At 40.6% G+C, this 24,980-nt stretch carries 16 protein-coding genes; 15 read left to right on the top strand and 1 reads right to left on the bottom strand.

Features of this window, described 5'->3' with window-relative positions; translation table 11 throughout:
- Positions 1-68 precede the first annotated feature (68 nt).
- The 12 genes from M1D52_RS17130 to M1D52_RS17075 all read left to right on the top strand — a co-directional run bounded on the left by M1D52_RS17130 (position 69) and on the right by M1D52_RS17075 (position 18,325).
- Positions 69-635 (top strand): RNA polymerase sigma factor, encoded by a 567-nt coding sequence (locus M1D52_RS17130; RefSeq protein ID WP_437363142.1) that lies wholly within the window; start codon positions 69-71, stop codon positions 633-635.
- Between the two features lie 358 nt (positions 636-993).
- A complete protein-coding gene (locus M1D52_RS17125; protein ID WP_437393108.1) occupies positions 994-3,195 on the top strand; it encodes an outer membrane protein assembly factor BamB family protein in 2,202 nt (733 codons plus the stop codon).
- A 385-nt stretch (positions 3,196-3,580) separates the two neighbouring features.
- Entirely contained in the window at positions 3,581-7,015 is a 3,435-nt protein-coding gene (locus M1D52_RS17120) for a SusC/RagA family TonB-linked outer membrane protein (protein WP_457941575.1), read from the top strand.
- A gap of 13 nt (positions 7,016-7,028) precedes the next feature.
- A complete protein-coding gene (locus M1D52_RS17115) occupies positions 7,029-8,582 on the top strand; it encodes a SusD/RagB family nutrient-binding outer membrane lipoprotein (RefSeq protein ID WP_437393106.1) in 1,554 nt (517 codons plus the stop codon).
- Positions 8,583-8,621: 39 nt separating this feature from the next.
- On the top strand, positions 8,622-10,118 hold the full coding sequence (locus M1D52_RS17110) for a mandelate racemase/muconate lactonizing enzyme family protein (protein WP_013666036.1): 1,497 nt from the start codon (positions 8,622-8,624) through the stop codon (positions 10,116-10,118).
- 182 nt (positions 10,119-10,300) lie between these two features.
- Entirely contained in the window at positions 10,301-11,383 is a 1,083-nt protein-coding gene (locus M1D52_RS17105) for a FecR family protein (protein ID WP_198140264.1), read from the top strand.
- Between the two features lie 247 nt (positions 11,384-11,630).
- Complete coding sequence (locus M1D52_RS17100) at positions 11,631-12,572, top strand: RraA family protein (protein ID WP_013666038.1); 942 nt, start codon at positions 11,631-11,633, stop codon at positions 12,570-12,572.
- Positions 12,573-12,602: 30 nt separating this feature from the next.
- Positions 12,603-13,031 (top strand): nuclear transport factor 2 family protein, encoded by a 429-nt coding sequence (locus tag M1D52_RS17095; RefSeq protein ID WP_041387380.1) that lies wholly within the window; start codon positions 12,603-12,605, stop codon positions 13,029-13,031.
- 76 nt (positions 13,032-13,107) lie between these two features.
- Positions 13,108-14,358 carry an MFS transporter gene (locus tag M1D52_RS17090; protein ID WP_013666040.1) on the top strand — a complete coding sequence of 417 codons (1,251 nt, stop codon included), beginning with the start codon at positions 13,108-13,110 and terminating at the stop codon, positions 14,356-14,358.
- A gap of 157 nt (positions 14,359-14,515) precedes the next feature.
- Positions 14,516-16,858: a TonB-dependent receptor gene (locus M1D52_RS17085; protein WP_013666041.1), complete on the top strand. Its 2,343-nt coding sequence runs from the start codon at positions 14,516-14,518 to the stop codon at positions 16,856-16,858.
- A 123-nt stretch (positions 16,859-16,981) separates the two neighbouring features.
- The gene (locus M1D52_RS17080) at positions 16,982-17,461 is read left to right on the top strand and encodes a thioredoxin family protein (protein ID WP_437393105.1); all 480 of its coding nucleotides are present in this window, start codon (positions 16,982-16,984) and stop codon (positions 17,459-17,461) included.
- A 147-nt stretch (positions 17,462-17,608) separates the two neighbouring features.
- On the top strand, positions 17,609-18,325 hold the full coding sequence (locus M1D52_RS17075; RefSeq protein WP_041388269.1) for a DUF4198 domain-containing protein: 717 nt from the start codon (positions 17,609-17,611) through the stop codon (positions 18,323-18,325).
- Between the two features lie 47 nt (positions 18,326-18,372).
- On the opposite strand, the gene M1D52_RS17070 is transcribed toward M1D52_RS17075, so the two are convergent.
- A complete protein-coding gene (locus M1D52_RS17070) occupies positions 18,373-19,377 on the bottom strand; it encodes an aldo/keto reductase (protein ID WP_130857640.1) in 1,005 nt (334 codons plus the stop codon).
- Positions 19,378-19,589: 212 nt separating this feature from the next.
- Between M1D52_RS17070 and M1D52_RS17065 the strand changes: the two genes are divergently transcribed.
- From M1D52_RS17065 to M1D52_RS17055, 3 genes are all read left to right on the top strand, one after another.
- The gene (locus M1D52_RS17065; protein ID WP_013666045.1) at positions 19,590-20,195 is read left to right on the top strand and encodes an RNA polymerase sigma factor; all 606 of its coding nucleotides are present in this window, start codon (positions 19,590-19,592) and stop codon (positions 20,193-20,195) included.
- A 127-nt stretch (positions 20,196-20,322) separates the two neighbouring features.
- A complete protein-coding gene (locus tag M1D52_RS17060) occupies positions 20,323-21,513 on the top strand; it encodes a FecR family protein (RefSeq protein ID WP_013666046.1) in 1,191 nt (396 codons plus the stop codon).
- A 115-nt stretch (positions 21,514-21,628) separates the two neighbouring features.
- Positions 21,629-24,979 (top strand): TonB-dependent receptor, encoded by a 3,351-nt coding sequence (locus tag M1D52_RS17055; RefSeq protein ID WP_013666047.1) that lies wholly within the window; start codon positions 21,629-21,631, stop codon positions 24,977-24,979.
- Position 24,980 lies beyond the last annotated feature (1 nt).

Genomic DNA, 24,980 nt, shown 5'->3' with positions numbered 1-24,980 from the left:
CTTTTTTCTGAGGATTATTTTGTGGCGGATCAAAAAATAGTATATTTGGTTTCTCCAATTATATAACCATGACCAAAAAAATACGTGATTTAACGTCTTTGGTTCACCAAATGGCGATTGCTAATACCGAAGGTGTCTATATTGAGGTATTTAATATTTTATTTGAACCGATTAGAAAATTTTCTTTCGGTTTTCTGAAATCATGGGAATTATCAGAAGAAGTGGCAAGTGATGTTTTATTCATGCTGTGGGAGAAGCGCCAGCAACTATTGGAGATAAAGAATGTGAAGCATTACGCTTTTGTAGCTGCAAGAAATAAATCACTGAATGTATTGAAGCAACATACGGGGCGCGAGCTCCTGTCACTCGATGAGGTGGATTTTGATATTCAAATAAATACGCCAAGTCCTGAAGCTATATTTATTCAGGGAGAGATGAAGGCAAAACTAGAACAAGCTATTGCTTCCTTACCAAAGCAATGTAAATTAGTTTTTCAACTTGTGAAAGAGGAGGGGTTTTCCTACAAAGAAGTAGCTGATATTCTAGGGTTGTCCACAAAGACGGTGGATGCACATTTGGTAAATGCCATGAAAAAATTAGCTCATATTCTTAAGGCCGAATTTAAGCTGGCGTAATCCGTTATAACCTTCAACCATTTCGTCACTAATCTACTATCCGCGTTAAGCAATAGGGTTACGCTTTAAGCATTTACTTGCCCTGCTTTTGTACTATTTAATCATGTGACGTTAACAAACCGGAGATCGCCTCGCATTGTGGTCCCATCCCTTCGGTTGGCCTATCCATAAGTCAAGCATGCAATAACGAGTTGGAGTATGTTAATATTATTGCTACTGTCACTATTCGTGATGCAACAATCCAACAATTTCCAGATCGTTTATACGCAAAAGTCATAGTTTCATTAGGGATTATTCAAAGATTTCTTGTCTATAGTGAATATATAAGTTATAAACCGTATACGATTAAATCATTTTCATGTCAATTTTGAAACCTTGTATCCAACTATTATGGATGACTATAACTGTACTAGCATTCAGTTGTAACAACGAAGACAGAAACGACCAAACCGGCGTTGACTGGCCGGTATATGGGGGGAACAATTTTGGGAATCGGTATTCGCCACTTAATCAAATCAATACAGAAAACGTGCAATACCTCAATGTAGCGTGGGCGTATCAAACGGGAGAAAACAAATCAGGTGAACGACCATTCGAAATCCAATGCCAACCTATCATAGTAAATGGCGTTTTATACGGAACCACGCCTCAATTGAAGGTTTTTGCACTAGATGCTGCAACAGGAAAAGAAATATGGGTTTTTGACCCCTTTAAAACAAGCGAACCGCAATATCATGCCAATCGAGGTTTGAGTTTTTGGGAAGGAAAGGGGGCGAAGCGCATTCTTTTTACTGCCGGCTCATTTCTTTATGCGATAGATGCCTATACAGGTCTACCTGTTACTGAATTCGGCGAGGCTGGGAAGGTAGACCTACATAAAGGCTTAGAAGAAAATTTATCACATGATATAAGTAACCTATTTGTAATTGCCACATCACCTGGTATTATCTACAAAAATACCATTGTTATGGGATCGCGCGTTTCAGAATTTGGCGATGCCGCTCCTGGACATATACGTGCGTATGATGTATTATCGGGAAAAATTAAATGGATTTTCCATACAATACCGCAACCGGGAGAGTTCGGTTATGATACCTGGCCGAAAGATGCCTATAAAAAAATAGGTGGGGCAAACTGCTGGTCGGGTATGGTGTTGGATAGCAAAAGAGGGGTTGTGTATTTGGGAACGGGATCTCCGTCCGTTGATTTTTATGGAGGAGATAGACATGGCACCAACCTCTTTGCTAATTGTATTTTGGCTTTGGACGCGGAAACCGGGCGTCGTATTTGGCATTTTCAAACAATCCATCATGACCTTTGGGATCGTGACTTATCGAACCCTCCTAATTTGGTAAGGGTTAAACATCAAGGTAAATTAATAGACGCTGTTGCACAAGCAACAAAAGACGGAGTGATTTATGTGTTAGATCGTGATAGTGGGAAACCACTTTTTCCGGTAGAAGAAAGGCCTGTACCTACCAATGGGGCCATGCCAGGTGAGCAGCCTTGGCCTACACAACCATATCCTGTAAAGCCTAAGCCCTTTTCCAGGCAATTTTTTACCAAAGAAGATTTCAATGATATGACAATGGAAGGCTACCAATTTGTTAAAAAGAGATTTGAAGAAACGCGATCAGGAAATAAATTTATACCACCAAACAGTGCAGGTTCAATAATTTTTCATATAGGAGGAGGTGCGGAATGGGGTGGAACAGCTGCCGATACCGAAGGCATATTGTATGTTAACGCAAACGATATGCCGTGGGACTTAAAAATGATGGATCTGGCAACCGGTATGGCGCAACAAAAAGAAGAGAAAGTAAGCAGAGGCAAAGCGTTGTATCTGGCCAATTGCGCCGTATGCCATGGTGTTGACCTGAAAGGCAGCGGGAATAAAAGCTACCCAAGCTTATTAAATATAAGCGAACGTGCTAATAAAAAAGACATATTTGATATTATGAACACTGGTAAAGGAATGATGCCTTCGTTTCGACATATCAATGCGCCGAAACAAGCGGCCATCGTCAGCTTTTTACTGAAAGACAATATAGCTGCCCAATCAGAAGACTTACATCAACAGTCAAATTTAACAAATAAGCAAGCTGACGAAAAAAGCGTATTTCCGTATGTCGCCCCTTACGTTAATAACGGACAGGTCCAGTTTCGTACACCTGACGGGTATCCGGCTGTAAAACCTCCTTGGGGAACTTTAAGCGCAATTGATCTCAATTCAGGAGAATTTTTATGGCAGGTTCCACTGGGTGAATATCCTGAATTAAAGAGAAAAGGAGTGGCTCCAACCGGCACAGAGAATCATGGAGGCCCCATTGTCACAGCAGGTGGCTTGCTTTTTATTGGAGCAGCACAAGACGAGCTTTTTCGCGCCTTTGACAAAAAGTCCGGAAAGATTCTTTGGGAGTTTAAATTGCCCGCCGGTGGTTTTGCTACTCCGGCTACCTATGAAGTTAACGGAAAGCAATATGTTGTAATTGCTGCCGGCGGTACAAAATATGGAAAAAAACCAGGTGGCTCATATATTGCATTTGCGCTTCCCGATTAACTTCTTTGCTGTTAGGTATATACATAGTCGCCAAAGTTGTAGTAGCGATGCAAACGTTAGCTATTAAGTTGACAAATAGTTAGGTAGTTATAGAAATTGATAGCCCCTGCTTTTTAATATCAAAAGTTATTAGGGAATTTTTAAAAATTTATTGTCTTTAATAGTAAGAACCAATAAACAGAACTAAAGAACTAATCATAAAACCGCAAGCTTTAAAAAATGGCATGCAACAGGATGAATAAATGTATTGTTAACTATTATAAATTAATAACTATGACAAGATCGGAATGATAAAAAAATGAGAAGTGCGCCAACACCTCTCATTTGACTCCTAGAACTAGCTTAACACTATTCTTCAGATTTTTTAACAATTATGACCAAAGCTATGAAAAAAAAAGAACTAAACGAAAGAGTTCTTCCTGGAAGACTTTTTGTTTACTTTTTTACAAAAACCAAATGTTTATTACGTTTTTACTGTTTTTTTCTTCTCTTGCTTTTTTCTCTAAACAGTATAGCCAACACTGATCATCAAGGAGAAAAAATTGATCTGGTGGTGCAAAATGTAAAGCTCAAAAATGTGTTTCCATTACTTGAAAAAAAGGGTAAAATACGGCTTATGTACAGCGAAGAGAACGGCGTTTTCGAAAAGCCGGTTTCTATCAGTGCAAAAGATACGCCTGTTATGGAGGTGCTGGCTCGTCTGCTGCTTAATACTGATTTAGAATATATGGAGTTGAAAGACAACCTTGTCGTGGTGAGGAATAAGTTGCATCAGCAAAAAACAATCAGTGGGTTGGTCAAAAGTGCTTCCGGCCAACCGCTTGCAGGTGTAAGTGTGTTAGTAAAAGGGGCGCAAGGGAAAGGGACACGGACTGCTGCTGATGGCTCTTACACACTTGTCGTCCCAGCTAATGCCGTCCTTGTATTTACCTATCTGGGTTATGTCTCACAGGAAATCAGTACGACCGCGAAAAATAGATTGGACGTTATATTGCAGGAAGATGCGCAACAACTGGGTGAAGTTATTGTAACCGCCTTGGGAATTAAGCGCGAAAACAAAAAATTGGGCTACTCGGCTTCTGCTGTTGATCCTGAACAGTTAACTGAAAATCGGACAACTAATTTTGGGAACAGCTTGTCGGGAAAAGTGGCGGGATTAAATGTCTCTCCTTCTCCAACCGGACCTGGAGGCTCTTCCAAAATTCGTTTAAGAGGACAATCCTCATTTGGAGGCAATAACTCGCCTTTGATCGTTGTAAATGGAGTACCGATTAATAACGCACCGCAAGGCGGAGCAAATGGAGCAAGTGGCGGTAATACCGGTGAAATGAATACCGATTTAGGAGACGGCCTACAGAGTATTAATCCGGATGATATTGCCTCGCTTACGGTATTGAAAGGAGCGGCTGCGGCCGCGTTATATGGGTTCAGGGCTAAAGATGGAGCGATAATTATTACAACAAAATCCGGGAGCGATCAACAAGCCGGAATCGGGATCAGTTACACCTCAAGCTTTCAGGCAGACCAACCATTAGATTATACGGATTTTCAATATGAATATGGTCAAGGTGAGTATGGTATTCGCAACGTAACCTTAGCGGACGCTAGACGAACCGGTGTCTGGAGCTTCGGTCCTCGATTTGATGGGCTCCCTATGATGCAACATGACGGGATCGAACGCCCTTACCTTCCTTACAAAAACAGGATTAAAGATTTTTACGATATGGGTAGGACTTTCACCAATTCGTTAGCCGTTTCGGGAGCCAATGAGAAAGGTAATTTTCGAGTTTCTTTTGCTAATACCAAAGCGAATAGCATTGTTCCTAATTCTGATTATAATAAAAAAATATTTAATATTGGCCTTAACTATAACCTTAATAAAGAGCTTTCTGTTCAGGTAAATGCCAACTACTCCAATGAATTTAACAACAATCCGCCTGTTGTTAATCAACAAGCTTTTAATGTTAACCAAACCGTTTATACGCTTGCAAACAGCATTGATATGAAATGGTTGGAAAATGCTTATAAAGACCCTGTCACCGGGAATGAAATCAACCCCGCGCGATTTACGGATAGAACCAATCCTTATTGGTCTATTAATGAGCGATTTGAGACACAAAAGCGCGATCGTTTATTCGGTAATATTTCTTTGCGTTACCAGTTTAGGTCTTGGTTGTGGGCTCAGGGACGGGTGGGACAAGACTATTTTACCAATGTGCGGCATGCTAATCGGCCAACGGGAACGGCCATGCTTCCGGTAGCACCCACCGGGTTTAACGGCAATTATTTTCAAAACACCAGTACCTTTCGCGAACGGAATATCGACTTTTTGGTCGGCTTGAACCACCAGATAGGCCAGTGGGGAGTCGATGCTACTTTTGGTATGAATTCAATGGATCAGAAATCGGAGGGAATGGGAACATCTGTCACCAATTTCTTTATTCGCGATCTTTACACAATCGATAATGGGCAAATAAAGAATCCGGTTTACTCACTATCACACAAAAGAGTCAACTCCGTTTTCGGTACGATAGACTTTTCTTTTGATGAGTTTTTGTTTTTGAATCTGACCGGTAGAAACGACTGGTTTTCTACGTTAAATCCCGCCTCCAACAGCGCATTTTATCCTTCCGCCAGTACTAGTTTTGTCTTTAGTCAAATTTGGTCGTCCAAACCTATTTGGCTGGATTTTGGAAAGCTTAGAGCGTCATATGCTGAAGTAGGCGGCGACACCAATCCATACACCAATAGTCTTTACTACAATATTGAGAATAATCTCTTTAATGGCGTTCCTTTAGGTATTATCACATCAGCCATAAGTCCCAATGCCAATCTACGTCCTCTTACCGTCAAGGAGACAGAATTTGGTATTGATTTTAAGCTTTTTGACAATCGTTTGGCGGTAGACATCGCCGCTTACAACAAGTTAACCGAGGATGAAATCTTAAATGTCGATATCTCCAACGCATCGGGATATGGGCAGACACTTGTCAATGTTGGTAAACTACGAAATCGGGGGCTTGAAGCGTCTATTACTGTAACTCCGATTCGAAAGGAGCATATTAAGTGGGAATCCATCGTGAATTATGCCTACAATAAGAGTAAAGTATTGCAATTAGCGGATAATCAAACTCGTTTTGACGTAGGTACTGGTGAGTATATTGGTATCGTTTCCCATGAGGTTGGTATGCCAATGGCCTCTTTACGCGGGGTAGACTATTTGCGGAATGCCCAGGGAGAAATTATCACATCGAACGGTCTCTTTTTACCCGGAAGCATTGTAACTTATGGAAGCGCTATACCACCTCATACCGGCGGATGGCTAAATACAGTAACCTATAAGGGTATCCGCTTTTTTATGCAAATCGATTTCAAGGCGGGCCATAAAATGATCTCGAATTCAAACTTCAACTGGACGCGCCATGGCCTGCACAAAAATAGTTTAGTCGGCCGTGAAGGAGGTGTTGTTTTTGACGGTGTAAATAACGATGGTTCACCTAATACTACTGCTGTGGAAGCGGAATTGTTCTATAGCCAATATCGCTCCGGAAACATAGCAACCCCCTTTGTTTATGACGCAGGTTTTATACGTGCGCGCACACTTTCCGTTGGATACGATTTTAGTAAGTTTTTGAAACATACCTTTATTAAGTCGATTAATGCCAACGTATTTATCAACAATCCTTTTATTATCCACAAGGCAGTGGATAATTTGGATCCGGAAACACAGTATTCGGCATCAGATCTGAATTCCGGATTAGAAACACATGCCTTGCCAACCACGCGTACTTATGGACTGAATCTCAATGTTAATTTTTAAATGAATTCATTTTATGAAAAAGATTTTAGTACATCTTCTAATGACGGCCGTTTTGTATGCCAGTAGCGGATGTGATAAGAATTTTGAAGAGATCAATACAAATCCTTCGCTGGCGAGTGATTTAGAGCCAGCTTATCTTTTCTCAAATGCACAACGTTTATCGGCTATTGCATCTTATCACTACCAGGGCGAAATCGTGCAACAAATTAATACACCTTACGGGGGACTTTTAGCAGCAGGGAATCGGAATATTATAAATGATCAACACGCTAGTGAAGCCTTTAATACCATCTACACAGGGCCAATTAGATACTTAATCGAGGTGACCAATAAAACAGAAGGAAAGGAAGAGCAACACAACTTGTATCACATGGCACGTATTTGGAAAGCGTATTGTTTTCAGCTACTTGTGGATACTTATGGCGATGTGCCTTACACGGAAGCGGGGCTGGGGTATACACAAGCCGATTATTTGCCTAGATATGATCCGGCTGAAGCGATATATGATGCGATTATGAAAGAATATATCGAGGCAACAGATGCCTTGGATCCGACCAGATCGAGTATTGGTTCTGCTGATTTGTTTTACGGAGGTACAATAGATCGTTGGAAGCGATTGGGAAATTCTCTTTTGCTTCGCCTAGGAATGCGTTATACAAAAATAGACGAAGAAAAAGCGAGATCGATCGTTGCTACAGCAACTGATCCTGTGAGGGGAGGTGTTATGCAGTCGAATGAGGACAATGCGTTTATTCAATTTAATGCCGTGTATACAAATGGTACATCAAACGCTTTATTAGGAGGAGAGCGTGCTAATTATTACATCGGCAAGCCGTTTGTGGATTTTTTAAAAAATAATAACGACCCGCGACTTCGATATATAGCAGTGAAATACGAATTACCTGCGAATCCACTGGCAACGGCCGGTGCTGCTAATACAAATCCGGCAGATCAACAGGGCATGCCTTACGGTTATGACGAAAGCTCCATTGAAACAGCACCGGATTATCCAGGCAAAATAGGATCAGCATGGAAGTATTCTCAGTTTAACCGTTCCACGGTAATGCGTATAGACGCACCTGAATTCTTGATCTCTTTTTCACAAACACAGTTGTTATTAGCGGAGGCGGCTACTAGGGGATACCTTCCTTCCGATAATGCGCAACAATATTACGAAACCGGTATTAATGCGCACATGGAGCAGGAGCCTTTATTTGGGAATATGCCTAGTATTACCGCAGAAGAAAAAGAAGTTTATCTTCATAGTCCGAATATCGCTTTTACATCAGAAAGAGCGCTTGAACAGATTAATGAACAATATTGGGTCAGTTCCTTCCGAAATTGGTCAGAAGCCTGGGCGAATTTTAGACGAAGTGGCTATCCTCGGCTTAACCCTGTAAACTTTCCTTCCCAAGACCCATCGATCCCAGGTGCCGGAGGATTTATTAGGAGGCTTGTATATCCATTGCGGGAAATTTCTGTCAATGCAGTGAATATACAGGAAGCAATTAACAGAATGGGGGGTAATAGTTTGGGAACACACATTTTTTGGGATCAAGGTAATTAAAGAAATCACAAAATCTAGGATAAAGTAATAACCGGAATTATGAAAAATATCATTCAAGAAATCAAAGAACAAACACGTATTGCTGAATGCACACAACGACAAAAAGCACTGGTAGAAAGTAAATCACTCCCAAAGGAAGAACCTAGACGGGATTTTTTAAAAAAAATGGCATTGGGTGGCCTAACTCTAGGTGGTTTAGTGAGTTTGCCAATAGAAGAAACCTTGGCACATACAACCTCACGGGTAAATAGAAATTCGGCACCTTCAGATTTAAAGATAACTGACATGCGTTACTGCGTAACCCGTGTAATGGGACGTACAGCCATCATTCGTATTGATACCAACCAAGGCATCTATGGTTTGGGCGAAGTGCGTGACGGTGCAGATGAGCGCTATGCTTTATTTTTAAAAAGCAGGATAATAGGCGAAAACCCATGCAATGTAGAAAAGATATTCAGAATGATCAAGCAGTTTGGAGGAGATTCGCGACAAGCAGGAGGCGTTTGTGCCGTAGAAATGGCCCTATGGGATATTTGTGGGAAGGCCTATAATGTTCCAGCCTGGCAGTTGTTGGGTGGTTTATACCGAGATAAAGTGCGGTTGTATGCTGATACACCGGAAGCCAGCTCAGTGGAAGAACAGAAGAAACTCATCCAGTATAGGATTCAGGAACAGGGTTATACCTGGCTAAAGATGGATGTATCCATAGGAGAACTTAGGGGCAAACCCGGCACCGTAGTAAACAGTAAATTCTGGGAAAATAACCAAGGACGATTAGCCCAATGGGGAGATAATAATTACATGGCGTATGCTAATCGCATGCATCCCTTTACTCAGATTCAGATAACAGATAAAGGCCTGGAAGAACTTGCAAGGATTGTAGAAAACGTGCGCGGTATGGTTGGTTATGATATTCCCATATCGACGGACCATTATGGCCATTTCGATTTAAATAATGGTATTCGTTTAGGCAGGGCGTTGGAGAAATACCGATTGGCTTGGTTGGAAGACGTGGTGCCATGGCAATATACCGAACAATGGAAGTCAATCACGGAGGCAATAGAGACCCCGACCATAACAGGGGAGGATATCTATTTGCTAAGTAATTTTAAAAACCTAATCCACAATCGAGCCGTAGACTTAATACACCCGGATTTAGCCTCTTCGGGAGGTCTTTTAGAGACAAAAAGGATAGGTGATTACGCGCAGGAATTCGGAATAGGTATGGCCATGCACCAGGCGGGTACGCCTATTTCTTTCATGGCTAACGTACATTGTGCCGCCGCTACAGAAAACTTTTTGTCGCTCGAGCATCACTCGGTTGATGTGCCTTGGTGGGAGGATTTGGTAAAGACAACGGATGGAAGAAAATTAATTGAAAAAGGTTACGCTAATGTGCCTTTAAATGCACCTGGACTCGGGATTGAGTTAAACGACGAGGTAGTAAAAGAGCATTTAATCGAAAAGGATAAATCTTATTTTGAACCAACGCCACAATGGGATGACCGAAGGTCCCATGACCGCACTTGGAGTTAGTTAATTTGTTTGTTGTTGAATAGTAGAATCGTTGGGTGGTTATACAATACCACTCAACAACTATACTATACAATGTCTTTACATTAAGAAAAAAATAAATACGCTTTAGGGAGTTTTAACGAAACCATTGTCTTTATAATTGAGAGCGTCAATTGGTATGCGTAAAGATGCTCCCGAATTTTATGAATGACAATAGAATCATTGTGCTATTGACCCGTAAGATGGCGGGCGAGATTAACGAATTAGAGCAGGAAGAGCTAACGAAGTTGTTAAGTGAGAGTCCTGAAGCAATATACTATGACGAATTTGTAAAAGAGTTATGGTCGCAAGATACCGTTCAAAATAGCGATCCGCAAGCATTTTATCAAAGGCATAAGGCAAAGCACCAGCACAAATTCGATTTTGTTGCGGAAAAAGATGATGAAAATTCATTTAATACCAAGCTGGAAAAACGATGGTCACTTAGGAGAAAATGGTTTTTTTATAGTGCCGCGGCTTCTGTAATAAGTGTCTTGTTGATAGGTTTTTTTTGGCGTCGATATTCTGACCAAGATGCCTTGGGTAATCGAATCGAAATTGTGGCGGAAAAGGGCATACGTAAGCAGTGGATTTTGCCTGATGGTACTAAAGTATGGTTAAATGCAGATAGTCGTTTATCTTATAATGATTTTAAGGATGCGAGGCGTCGTTTGGTAAGTTTGGAAGGAGAAGCGTACTTCGACGTGGCTAAAGATAGAAATAAACCGTTTATAATCAGAACCGAAGAAATATCTATCCGGGTATTAGGCACGGCGTTTAACGTAAAGGCTTATCCAAATGAACAGAAAACGGAAGCTACATTGATTAAAGGTGCGATAGAGTTATCTGTCAATAAGAGGCCGAAAGAACGAATAGTGTTAAAACCGTCAGAGAAAATAGCTGTAATAAATTCTAAGCAGGCAATGGGGGCAAGGGATAAGCAACCGAATTCCGTAATTGTGACAATAGGAAATTTATCAAAAGTACACGTGGAGGATAAGGAGTATATTCAGGAAACTTCTTGGATTGATAACAAGCTGATCTTTAAAAATGAAACGATGGAGGAGTTAATTCCAAAATTGGAAAGATGGTATAATGTGAATATCCAGGTCAGTGCTCAAAAAGTAAAGAGTTATCGTTATACAGCGAACATTGCCGGAGAAAATATTACCCAGTTGTTAAATGCAATGCAGTTGATTAAACCATTTCAATATAAAATAGAAGATGATGAAATAATAATCTATTAATATATGGAATGACGGGAAATGTACACACTTCTAACTTATTCCTCCATGTATGTCCAGGCCTTCGTTAGCCGATACACTGGGATTTTTAACCACAATGTCCTAATGTTATAAAAAATAAAAGGCGCTATGAAAATGGTTTTCTATAGATGCTTTAGTGCCGGGTTTATAATTCTTTAACGGCTACTCGCAAAAAGGCTCACATCGTTTTACTATTAAATACAATAATTTAAACAAACAAATCCTTTTTATGAAAAAAATTATCTTAAGCTATCTAGCATTTGTTTTTTTTGTTTCAACGGTATTCGCTCAACAAGTTGGATCGTCTCCTGAATATATCACCGCGTTAACTTCACAGTGGAAGGGCGAGCGGTATCCCGATGGACGTCCAAAGATTCCTGATAATCTTTTAGAAAGATTAAAAAAAATATCCATGGAGCAAGCTTGGGGATATTTAAGAAGCCAGAAATATAATAACCAGTTTGAAGCCAATTGGGAGCTGATTATGTACCCTGATCAGGTAATGGTCGGAAGGGCTGTTACCGCACAATATATGCCTGCCAGACCCGACCTTGTCGAACAGATTAAGCAGCAGGGATTGAAAGAAAAACGATCTACTCAAGGAGGTACAAATACTTGGCCCATTGATGTACTCGTACCGGGTGATGTGTACGTTGCCGATAGTTATGGTAAAATTATCGATGGAACATTGATTGGGGATATGCTTGGAAATACCATTTATACCAATTCAAAAAATGGTGTTATATTCTGGGGTGCCGTACGAGATATGGACGGGTTAAGTCAAATAAAAGGTTTCAACGTCTGGGCAAAAGGACAAGATCCCTCGTATATCATGGAAATGACCTTAACAACTATCAACGCACCCATTCGGATCGGCAGAGCAACGGTACTTCCGGGAGATGCCGTTTTGGCGAATAAATATGGAACTATATTTATTCCTTCGCATCTTGTAGAGGATTTAGTAATCAGTTCTGAATTTACCATGCTAAGAGACGCTTTCGGCGCCCAACGATTAAGAGAGAAAAAATACCTCTCCGGACAGATCGATAGTAAGTGGACAGACGAAATTAAAAACGACTTTATCAATTGGCTGAAAAACTTATCAGGTGACGAACTGCCAATGTCTAGAGAAGAATTGGATGCCTATTTAAAAAATCGGGATTTTTACTAAACTGCTTTCGGACAAGTTAAAGGAAAAAAAATGTATAGATATCTGATAATATCGGCTATGGTTTTGATGAGTTGTTCAAATAAGGCTAGGCAATCTAATCAGTTAGCCGTTAAGGAGGCCGTAGAGGATTTTCGTCAAACCATGCTTCATCCCGATCAATCGAAGTTTGAGGCATTAACATCGCCACTGCTAACTTATGGACATTCGAGTGGTTTAATTGAGGACAGAGAAACTTGTATCGCTTCTATGGTGAATGGAAAATTCAAATTCTTGCAGATTGATTTAACGGAGGAAAAAATTGACATAGAAGATAAAACAGCGATTGTAAGGCACCATTTCTTTGCCCGTACGCATGACGCGGGTAAGTCGCCCGGAACAGTTAATCTGAAAGTACTCCAGGTCTGGCATTTGCATGAGGGGCACTGGCGTTTACTGGCCAGACAGGCTGTGCGAATATAATGGCCTCTGTTAGAACGTATATACACAATCGGGCGAATTCCCGTTTCTATAGTATTCAATTATAAATCCTACTCTAATGATTAACACATTGGCTCCCTCTCGCTGGTATCGAATTATTCCGATTGTCTTTATCACCTACAGTTTAGCTTATCTCGATCGTGCTAACTTTGGCTTTGCAGCCGCCGGTGGTATGGCAGAGGACCTGAAAATTACACCTAGTATATCATCCTTGTTAGGGTCGCTTTTCTTTCTCGGTTATTTTTTCTTTCAGATACCGGGGGCACATTATGCAGCACATAAAAGTGCAAAGAAATTAATTTTTTGGTCGCTTATCCTATGGGGTATTCTGGCAACAGCCACAGGCATGGTTAACAATGTAAACTTACTCATTGTTATAAGATTTATGTTAGGTGTGGTAGAAAGTGCGGTAATGCCCGCTATGCTTATTTTACTAAGCCAATGGTTTACAAAAGAAGAACGTTCAAGGGCAAATACCTTCTTGATACTCGGAAATCCGGCAACAGTTCTTTGGATGTCGGTACTTTCAGGTTACCTTATCCATGCCTTGGGTTGGCGGTGGATGTTTATTCTACAAGGCGCACCCGCCATAGTTTGGGCTTTTGTTTGGTGGAAAATGATTGACGAAAAGCCAAACGAGGCAAACTGGCTAAATACTGAAGAGAAAAAGAGTATTGAGAGTCGTTTGCAAGAGGAACAGCGAGCTATAAAGCCGGTAAAAAACTATTTAGAAGCATTTAGATCAAAGACCGTTATCTTACTATGCCTTCAATATTTCCTTTGGAGTATGGGTTTATACGGCTTTGTCATGTGGTTGCCTTCTATTATTAAAGCAGCTCCGGACATGGATATTGTGACAACGGGATGGTTATCGTCCGTGCCATATCTGTTAGCGATTGTGGCCATGCTTGCAGCCTCCTATGCTTCTGATAAAAGCATGAATCGAAGACTCTACGTTTGGCCCTTCTTATTAATCAGCGCTTTAGCTTTTTATGGTTCTTTCCTCATAGGCACCACTAACTTTTGGGTTTCGTTTTCTTTGCTGGTAATTGCGGGTGGATCTATGTATGCTCCTTACGGACCTTTTTTTGCGGTAATCACCGAAATTTTACCCAGAAATGTATCAGGGGGGGCGCTTGGTCTGATCAATAGCATGGGAGCCTTAGGTTCTTTTGTTGGCGCTTACATTGTTGGATATCTAAATGGAGTTACACATGGTTTTGGGGCTTCTTATATTCTGATGGCAGGTACATTGTTGTTATCTTCTATCTTGACACTAATAGTCATAAAACCCGTCAAAAGTATCTAAAAGGCACAATAGTAAGAATTAGAAAAAAGGCAAGTTAAATTGAGGTGACCTGTAAATAAAGGCAGGCCTTACTTCTACTGTAAATATTTTTATTTTATTTGTTAGATTAACCTAACTTTTATAGTTTTGTGATTCAAATTACAAACAATAGGTATATATGAAGCACATAACCCTTTTTCTCTTTCTTCTCTTGACGAGAACAGTTATTATAGCGCAAACGGATACTGCAATAGAAGGTCGTATTTTCCATCTTGGCGCACCATTAGAGGGTGCTACAATTAAAATAGAGAATACAAAAAGGGGGACTGTAAGTGACAGTACCGGCCAATATATTTTTGAGGGGTTACCTGATGGAACATATCGGCTTTTGGTTAGCCGTTTAGGCTTTGTGAGCCAGTTGAAAGTTGTTCAGGTTGCGGGTCAACAGGATATTAGGTTGGATTTCAATATGGAGGAAGAAGAAGGTGGATTGGAAGAAGTGGTGATTACCGGTACGATGAAAGAAGTGAATAGATTGGAAACTCCCGTTCCTGTAGAAGTATATAATCATAACTTTTTTAAAAAAAATCCAACGGCAACGGTATTCGATGCGTTGCAAATGGTAAACGGTGTCCGTCCACAAATAAATTGCAATGTGTGCAATACAGGTGATATTCATATTAACGGATTAGAAGGTCCTTATACTATGGTTCTGATCGATGGTATGCCTATTGTAAGTGGTTTATCAACCGTTTATGGTTTGTCGGGGATACCTTCCTCTCTTATAGAGCGGGTGGAAGTAGTAAAGGGTCCGGCTTCTTCCTTGTACGGTTCGGAGGCGGTTGGAGGGCTGATTAATATCATTACCAAAAAGCCTCAACAGGCTTCAAGATTATCTGCGGATATCTTCGGAACAAGCTGGCGGGAATACAATGCAGATCTTGGTCTTAACCAATCTATAGGTAAGAAGGCGAATGTATTGACCGGAGTAAACTATTTTAACTTTACCGATAAAGTAGACCATAACCACGATGGTTTCACGGATATGACGCTGCAGAATCGAATATCCGTTTTTCAGAAATGGAATTTTAACCGAAAGGAGAATCGCTTGCTCTCGCTGGCAGGAAGATATTTATATGAAGATCGTTGGGGAGGGCAAACAACTTGGAATAAATCGTTTAGAGGAAGTGACAAAGTGTATGGCGAGAGTATCTATACTAAAAGATGGGAAGTTTTGGGGAACTATCAATTACCCGTAAAGGAAAAAATGTTTTTTATGTTTTCTTATAATAACCATGATCAGAACTCAGTTTACGGTGATGAATGGTATTTGGCTAAACAGCGCATTGCTTTTGGACAACTGACTTGGGATAAGCGACTGGGTAAACATGATTTATTAATAGGTGCCGCCTTGCGATATACCTACTACAATGACAATACTGCGGCGACTGAACTAGTTGGAGACGACGGCGAAATCATTAATGACGCCAGTAAAATGACTATGCCAGGTGTCTTTCTGCAGGACGAAATAAAATTGGCCGATAAACACAGTTTATTACTCGGCATGCGCTATGATTATAACTCGGATCATGGGGATATTTTTACGCCGCGAATGGCTTATAAGTGGAGTATAACGGACAATGATATCCTTCGATTAAATGCCGGAACAGGCTTCCGGGTTGTTAATCTCTTTACAGAAGATCATGCCGCCTTAACGGGCGCTCGCGATGTAGAAATTGAAGGGGATTTAAAGCCCGAGCGGAGTGTTAATGTGAATTTGAATTATATTAAGAAATTACAACTTGGGGATGGAAATCTATTGAGTTTTGAATCATCCGCATGGTATACCTACTTCAACAATCGGATCTTACCGAATTATGACTTGGATCCGAGAAAGATCATCTACAGAAACCTGGATGGCCATGGTGTTACACGAGGTATTAGTCTAAATGCAGATTTAGCGATGTATAATGGTCTGAAATTAACCGCCGGTGGTACTTGGATGAATGTTTTCAATAAAGAAAGAAATGAGGCTGGGGCAATGGAGAAATTCCGTCCCATCTTGACCGAAAATTGGACGGCTACCTGGGCTTTGTCTTACCATATTAAGACGCTGAATCTGGGAATAGACTATACAGGAAATATATACGGCCCGATGCGCCTAGCTTTGCTGAGTGAATTAGATCCTAGACCGGAGTATTCTCCGGTATGGAGCATTCAGAATATTCAGTTTACTTGGCATGGAGGCGACAAATGGGAAATATACGGAGGAATTAAAAATTTATTAGATTGGACGATTTCGAAAAGTGTGCCTGCCATAGCCGAAGGGGAGGGGGCAGGTATAAAATCACCGATTGCGCGATCTTTTGATCCATTTAATAGAGGGGTGGTTTACGGCAGTGATGGCTGGATTGTGCCAACTTCAGATAATCCATATGGTTTACAGTTTGATCCTGATGGTTACGCGTATGGACCAAACCAAGGGATTAGAGGATTTCTTGGTGTCAGAATCCGTATTTAACGAAGTCGTTGAATAGTTAAATGGTTGAGTATGGAAATCGTGAATGAGTCGCCCAACTCACGTTAGCAGAGAAGAAGGTTCAGTGCAACTGAAGGGCGACGGTTGATCTCTGATAGCTAAAGAATGAAAAAAGGAACAGTTTTATGTTTGCTGGTTTGTACCATCGTGCTAAGGGTAACCGCATTATTTGCAGTACCCTTAGATACGGTGTCTTTTGATCGATTGCCCTATCTACAACAAAAGCAAAAAAGATTGGTCCTTATATTAATTGGTACGGATTGGTGTAGGTACTGCAGAGCGATGGAGCACTATCTCGGGGATGATTGGCCAATCGGTATTAAACAAGGGTATTATTTCCTTCAATTGAATGCGGAACAGAAAGAGCCTATAAAATTCAATAAGAAGACCTTTCACTATAATCCAAATGGAGCCTCGACAGGCTTACATTCGCTGGCGAGTTATATCGGTGCTGATGAAGCAGGAAAGATTTCCTTTCCAACCATTTGCATACTGAATGAAAAAAATGAATTACTGTTCCGATATAATGGTTTTCTTCGAAAAAAAGACCTCCAACGTATTATGATAGAGATTCTACCGAAGTAAAGCTGCCTTTGGATTCCGGTTCATACGTTTTTCTAAAAAATGTTTTTATGTCTTTTATTTGTACTAAATCTAAATAGATGTATATTTGTTGAAACCTTAGCCTCACTTAAGCAAGGCTATGTTCACTACATTAAACGAATTAGATTCATGAGAATTTTAAAAGCTACCTTATTAGTATGTTTATGCTTCTTCACTTATATACAAGTGCAAGCGCATGCTTTATGGATTGAAACTGCGACCTATGGCAAATTGGGAACGGCCCATGACGTGAAGGTTTTTTACGGGGAATTTGCCCTCAATGAACGGGATGCTCCCGAAAAATGGTACTCGGATGTAAAGGATTTTACGCTTTGGCTTGTCGCTCCTGATGGAAAAAAGAGCCAGTTAAAAACGATTCCGGGGCAAGCGTATTACAGTAGCAGCTTTACCCCTGAAAACGAGGGCGTATATACGTTAATGGTAAGTCACGAGGCGGCAGAACTGGGGGGTACAACCAAATATCACTTCGTTTCTTCTGCCTATGTAAGTATTGGCAAATCCAGTAAAGTAGACGCTGGTTTAAATGAAAATGGATTAAAGCTATATGCTGATAATCATGAAATTTTTGCCAAAAACAAACCGGTTAAATTATTTGCTTACTTGAATGGGAAACCCCTTGCTAACAAGCCTGTAAACGTGGCCTCTCCGGAAGGATGGTCGAAGGAAGTGATGACAGACGAAAATGGTATGTTAAGTTTTCTCCCTTTGTGGCCAGGTCGCTACGTGGCTGAAGCGCAGAATTTTGAAAAAGTAACCGGAAATCACAACGGTAAAGATTTTGATGCAGCTTGGGTTGGATCAACTTTTTCCTTCGAAGTAAAATAAGTCAGCAGGTGTCTTCTATTGCTTTCAAGATAGAAGACACCTCTATATTAAATTGAATAGGCAATCAGGCCCGCATCCTTTAATTCGTTCCAAACACACATATCTACGCGTTGATCAATCATTGCTCTATTTCGTTCAACATGGTGGGGTTTGGAAGTGTTTAGCGCAATGCTGTTAATGCCAGGTAGCTGCAGGCCAAACTGAACACAAACAACGGCAGGTTGAAGTTGGTGTCTTTTACAGATTTCGAAAAAAAGCGTACGCCATTGATGCAGTTTCTGTCCTCCTTCTGACTCCCTGTTCACGTAACAGTAATTATAATAATTACTTCCCACTAAAAAGCCGCCGTTGAATACAGCCGAGTTAATAACGGTAACTCCTTTGTTTGATAACTCAATAATAAAATCCACTAACTCTTTCGGATGATGATGCACGGTTAAGCTATTTGCAATCATCACCCAGTCCAGTTTGATTAAAGGACTGATTCGTTGGATAATCCTCCAGTTTTTTGCACCAATGCCTACCGAATGAACTTCGCCTTTTGCTTTCAACTCATTAAGTGCCTCGTATGCTTGTAATATTTTCTTAAAACGCTGCTCTTCTTCTTTGATCCCGTCCGCTGCTGCCAAATATTCGTCAGGATCATGCACAGAAACCATCTGAGGTATAAAACCGTTAAGCAGCTCGTTACCCTGATAAAAGCACTCCAATATACCCTGGTAGCTTATCCTTTGTACGGCATCGTGCCGAATATCTTTCCACACGTCTTTCTCAAAACTTGGTTGCTCACCTTTAGCTAAAGGAATACGATACCATCCAAGTTTATTGCTAATCAGTACTTTTTCATTCGTTAAGCCAAGCTTTTTTAAACTCGTTCCAAGTGTTTCCAAAGCTAAGCCGGCTCCATACTTTCCCGCACAGTCAAATACGGGGATTTCTTTAGCGTTTTGCACACATGCCTTGACAATTTCATGCTTAGTTTCAATATCTAATGCTTCATATAGGTTGCCTAAACTGCTTGTACCGTAAATAAGACGTGGCAATTTTATCATAACTAAAAAAATAAATGTAATGTATACGTTTACAAATTAGCTGCATTTTAATCGTATTTTATTAAAGGTTCTTAACATTTAAATTCAGGATTTTAGCAAATTTTAGACGCAAAGCTTTTTGCTTTTGTAATTTTTTATTGTCTAATATTTAGATTTTGATTGAAAAAGCCATAATTTAGCTCTATAGATTAAGCTAACGATAAACCTAATTCATGTTGTTACCAAAACTGCAGAATGAGCGTGTTTTATTGCAAAGGATTGCAAAAAGTGATGAACAAGCTTTTAAGTATCTGTTCTCCGTGTATCATCATGAACTGGGTGCCTTTGTACACTCCCTATTAAATGATCGAGAAAGCACCTTAGAAGTCGTCCAGGATGTTTTTTTGAAAATATGGCTTCACAGAGCTAAACTTCCAGAGATAACCAACTTTACATCTTATTTATTTATTATTGCCAGAAATCATACCCTTAACAAAATAAGACAACTTACGCAGACACAAGAGAAACACAAACAATACTTAAACGCGTTGGAAAGCGAGATTTTATCTGAATCTGAGAGCCCGAACGACCCATACGAAGCGCTCGATAAAGCGTTGAGTAAATTGCCACCTCAGCAACAGCGTGTTTTTGCCTTAAGACAGCAAGGACTAAAAAATCCTGAAATTGCAAGTGTTCTCAATATTTCTACAGCATCAGTTGCTAAGTATCAGCAATTGGCTATGCAGTCGCTCAGCGAGTTGGTGAAGGTACATCACTTTATTTTGCCTTTATTATACATGCTTTTTAACATCATAGATTTGGGGTTTCATAGTCTATAAAGACCTTCATTTACTGTTCTGTATTATTTTTTAATTTTTTTTAAATAAGACATCCATAAATGGATGTTGCCGGTGTCTTTATAAGAAAACTAACTAATAAAACGGATATCCGTTTTAAGACGCCTATATGAGTCGAGCACGAATTACCTTTTTATTTGATAAGGCGATGCGTAAAGAAATTACGCAAGAAGAACGCTTGGAATTATATGAGTTGCTAAGTGACAACTCATCTAAAAAGGTAGTTGAAGACCTCTTTTTACAGGCACGCCTAAGCTTCGAGCATGGAAAAACTTTCTTTAATGAAGAAGAATCATCCCAAATGATTCATAAAGTGCTTGGAGGTAAAGAACAACCAACAAATAACACGAGGAGGGTTGATGTATTAAAGTGGTTAGTTGCCGCCATTGTTCTAATCACATTTAGTGTCGGAGCTCTTTTTTATTATGACCGAAAACCGAGTCATATACAACCTGTGACTTATGCAGAAAAAGATGCAATCAAGTCCGTACGCAACCGAGCGACTTTGCTTTTGGGTGATGGTAGTCTAGTTGATCTGGAGGCCATTGACAATAAAACGGTTAAAGAGGGGGATATTACCATTAGTAAGACGAAGGATGGACAATTAGTTTATCATGCGGCAAAAGCGAATGCCACAGGGGAGATTAAACAAAACATACTTAGTACGCCACGGGGCGGACAGTTCCAAGTTCAGTTGCCCGATGGTACACATGTTTGGTTAGGTCCAAGCTCTTCTTTGAGCTACCCAACCCGGTTTGAGGGTGCAAAAAGGGAAGTTCGCCTCGAAGGAGAGGCCTATTTAGAAATTGCTAAAAATAAGGAAATGCCATTCGAAGTACAGACAGTAGATGCTACTATTCATGTGATGGGAACGAACTTTCTGATCAGTGCTTATGAAGATATGGAAGAAATAACCACTACACTTGTTGAAGGAAAAGTACGGGTGTCGGCAAAAGATAATTCGTCTCGGACCCCCACCGCTAAAATTCTCAACCCTGGTCAGCAGGCGCGTATAAATAAACAGACCAAGGCAATTTCACTAAAAAATGTCAACCTAGAAGATGCTTTAGCCTGGAAGAACGGTTATTTTGTCTTTCACGGTGATGATATCCAACAAGTGATGAAAACAATTGCCAGATGGTATGATGTTGATGTCACATACCAGGGTGACCTGACAGGTGAGACATTTATTGGTACTGTATCCAAATTCGATCGAATAGAAAAATTATTACAAACGATCGAGCTAACCGGAGGTGTTCATTTTAAAACAGAAGGGAGGAAAGTTATTGTAATGAAGTAGCCAAAAGTATAAAAAGGAAAAAGAAGCTATCAAAGGCGGTGCAACGCCTTTGATAGTACAGGCATAATGCCAGATTAAAGATAGAATCAAATTACCAATTCTTTAACCTAATCAAATGTATAAAATAAATGCTGTAATATGGCATAAAGGACAGACCTATGCCAAATTTAAACCTATATTGATCATGAAGTTATCACTTATCTTGATCTTAATTGGTCTATTGGAAGCAAAGGCAACGGCCTTTGCTCAAAAGCTAACGCTGCATAAGAAAAATGTTTCACTTCAAGAGGTTTTCGACGAAATACGTAAACAGTCGGGCTATAATGTACTATATACAGCAAGCGTTTTGAAGAATACAACGCCAGTGAATATCGATTTGGAAAACGTATCGGTGACCCATGCAATAGACGCTTGTTTGGCCAATCAGGGCCTGAGTTATAAAATTGTCGAGAAGAATATTGTTATCTCTAAAAAGAATTGGGCTGTTGTCGCCCAGGAAGAGGTAACTTTGACCGGAAAAGTCACCGACAATAACGGGAAGGCGCTCGCCGGTGTTTCTATAAGCATAAAAGGGCTTAATAAAAGAGGAACTCAAACAGATGAACAGGGTTTTTTTACTTTAAAAACGCCTCCGAACACGACGTTGGTAGTTACCTATATTGGATTTCAACGCCAAGAATTAAAGCTTGTAAGCGGGCAAACTACCGTGAACGTCCAACTCGAAGCTGAAGATGCTGCATTGGATGAAGTTGTTGTAGTAGGGTATGGTACGCAACGAAAAAGCGATTTAACCGGATCGGTTTCCTCGGTTTCCGCCGAGAAAATAGCGGCTTTTCCCGTAGCAGGTACAGCTCAAGCACTCCAAGGGCGATCGCCCGGTGTGGCTGTATCCAGCGTCAATGGAGAGCCCGGTAAAGCGCCACGCGTGCGAATTAGAGGGGGGACTTCGATCAATGCCAGTAGTGATCCTCTTTACGTAGTGGATGGTTTTGCCGGAGGAACGCCGCCCCCTCCCGAAGATGTAGAATCTGTCGAAGTACTAAAGGATGCATCAGCAACTGCTATCTATGGATCTAGAGGGGCTAATGGTGTTATAATGGTAACGACCAAAAAGGGAAAGGTTGGGCGTCCTATTATCGACTTTAATAATTCTTACTCCATTCAAAAGATCGGTAAACGACTCGACCTTTTGAATGGACAGGAATTTGCCGAATACATTAATGACGTTTACAGAAACAGTGGTAACTCAAATGTTCCATATTCAGACCCTTCGTCATATGGTGAAGGTACGGACTGGCAAGACCTGATTTTTAGAACCGGAGGATTGATCAATAATCAATTATCGGTTTCAGGAGGAAGCGAAAATATCCGTTATTATACCTCACTTAGTCATTACGGGCAAAAAGGTACAGTGATCAATTCTGACTTTAGAAGGCTTTCGGGAACTTCTAATTTAGACATAAAGGTATCTGATCGGGTTCGTTTAGGCACTAAACTTTTTTTTATTAGAAATGACCTTGACGGTGTGCGAACACAGGAAACAAGTAGTGGAACATCCGGAGCAGGTGTAATTTCAGGCGCGTTACGCTTTGATCCACTGCAAGGAGTATACGATGCAAATGGAAAATATACGTTGAAACAAGTGGGCGACCCTCATGACAATCCGGTAGCAGTTGCACGCGAAAGAAAGAATGAGCAAATAAACGATTTGTTTCAGGGAAATGCCTATGGAGAACTTGAGTTATTACAGGGATTAAAGTTTCGAAGCACGCTGGGGGTCCAGATCAGTAATCAACGGAATGGGAGCTATGTGACGCAAAATTTGGTAGAGGGACGTAACTATGGTGGTTCTGGAAGTATTATAGGCCGCAAGAACACAAATGTAATCAACGAAAACTTCTTAACCTATACCAAGAGCTTCCAAGATGTCCATAACCTTGAGGCAATGGGCGGTTATTCATATCAATCTTCCAGAAATGAAATGTGGGAATCACGCAATCGGAATTTTGTGTCTGACAATTTCTCATTTTGGAATTTAGGAGCGGGTTCGAACTACCAGAATGCGGCTTCAGAGCTAATAGACTGGGTGATGTCCTCTTTTTACGGAAGGATAAATTATAACTTCAAAGGTAAATATTTGCTGACAGTTACGGGCCGGTACGACGGCTCATCTCGATTTGGTGACAATAACAAATGGGCATTTTTCCCTTCCGGTGCCTTGGCATGGAATATCAGCCAAGAACCGTTTATGCAATCGGTGAAGGCAATTTCAAATCTTAAAATTCGAACCAGCTATGGAGAAACCGGAAACACCGAAATAGGCTCTTATATGTCATTGGCCCGATTTTCTCCAACGCTTGCGACTATTAATGGAACACCAATTAAGGCGGTGCGGCCAACCAATGTCGCGAATCCTAATCTTACATGGGAAACTACCAAGCAAACAGATGCAGGTTTAGATATTGGTTTTCTGAATGGTCGGATCAATCTCTCTGTAGATTACTATTATAAGAAAACGGTTGATCTGCTTTACGAAGTACCCCTGCCGATATATTCCGGTTATACGGTTTCTCTGCAGAATATTGGAAGTGTAGAGAATAAAGGTTGGGAATTCGCGCTCAATACAACCAATGTTAAGGGCGAAAACTTCACTTGGACAAGTGATTTTAACATCACTTTTAATCGCAATAAGATTCTTCAATTACCTGGAGGAGATATTCGCTATAATACGATCCCAGGTCATATGTTGTCAACTGAATCCCAAATTCTTCGTGTGGGCGAGGTAGTGGGCGCTTTCTATGGATGGCAATTTGATGGATTGTATCAAGAAGGCGATGATTTTTCTGCGGCTCCTAATAAAAAGCCAGGAGATGTCAAGTACCGCGATATCTATGGACGTGATGCTAATAATAACTTAACCGAAGGTCCGAATGGTGTTATTAATGCGGATGATCGTACCATTATTGGTAATCCCCATCCGGATTTCATCTACGGTTTTAATAACGATCTGCGTTACAAAAACTTTGACCTAAATATCTTTTTTCAAGGAAGCCAGGGTAATGATATGTTAAACATCACTCGAATGGAACTCGATTGGATGGCCGGAAAGGGAAATGCTACCAAAGATGCATTGAATAGATGGACGCCTACCAATACAAATACAGACATTCCTCGGGCAAGTGCTTCGAATAATCCAGAGGTCTCATCGCGATGGGTTGAAGATGGCTCATACTTGCGGTTAAAAAATGTAGCCTTGGGTTATAACTTTCCGAAGTTTATGCTAGGTAAGCTACAGGTGAGTAAACTAAGGATCTATGCTAGTGCACAAAATATATTGACGGTCACAAACTATAAAGGTTATGATCCGGAAGTAAGCTTTCAGGACTCAAACCGAAATGTCGGACTTGACTATATGGGATATCCAAATGTCAAATCCGTTACCTTGGGTATAAATGTTGGATTTTAAG

The organism is Olivibacter sp. SA151, from assembly GCF_054130995.1.
The sequence above is the reverse complement of the archived record's forward strand: the minus strand, read 5'-3'. Positions and strand labels throughout refer to the sequence as shown.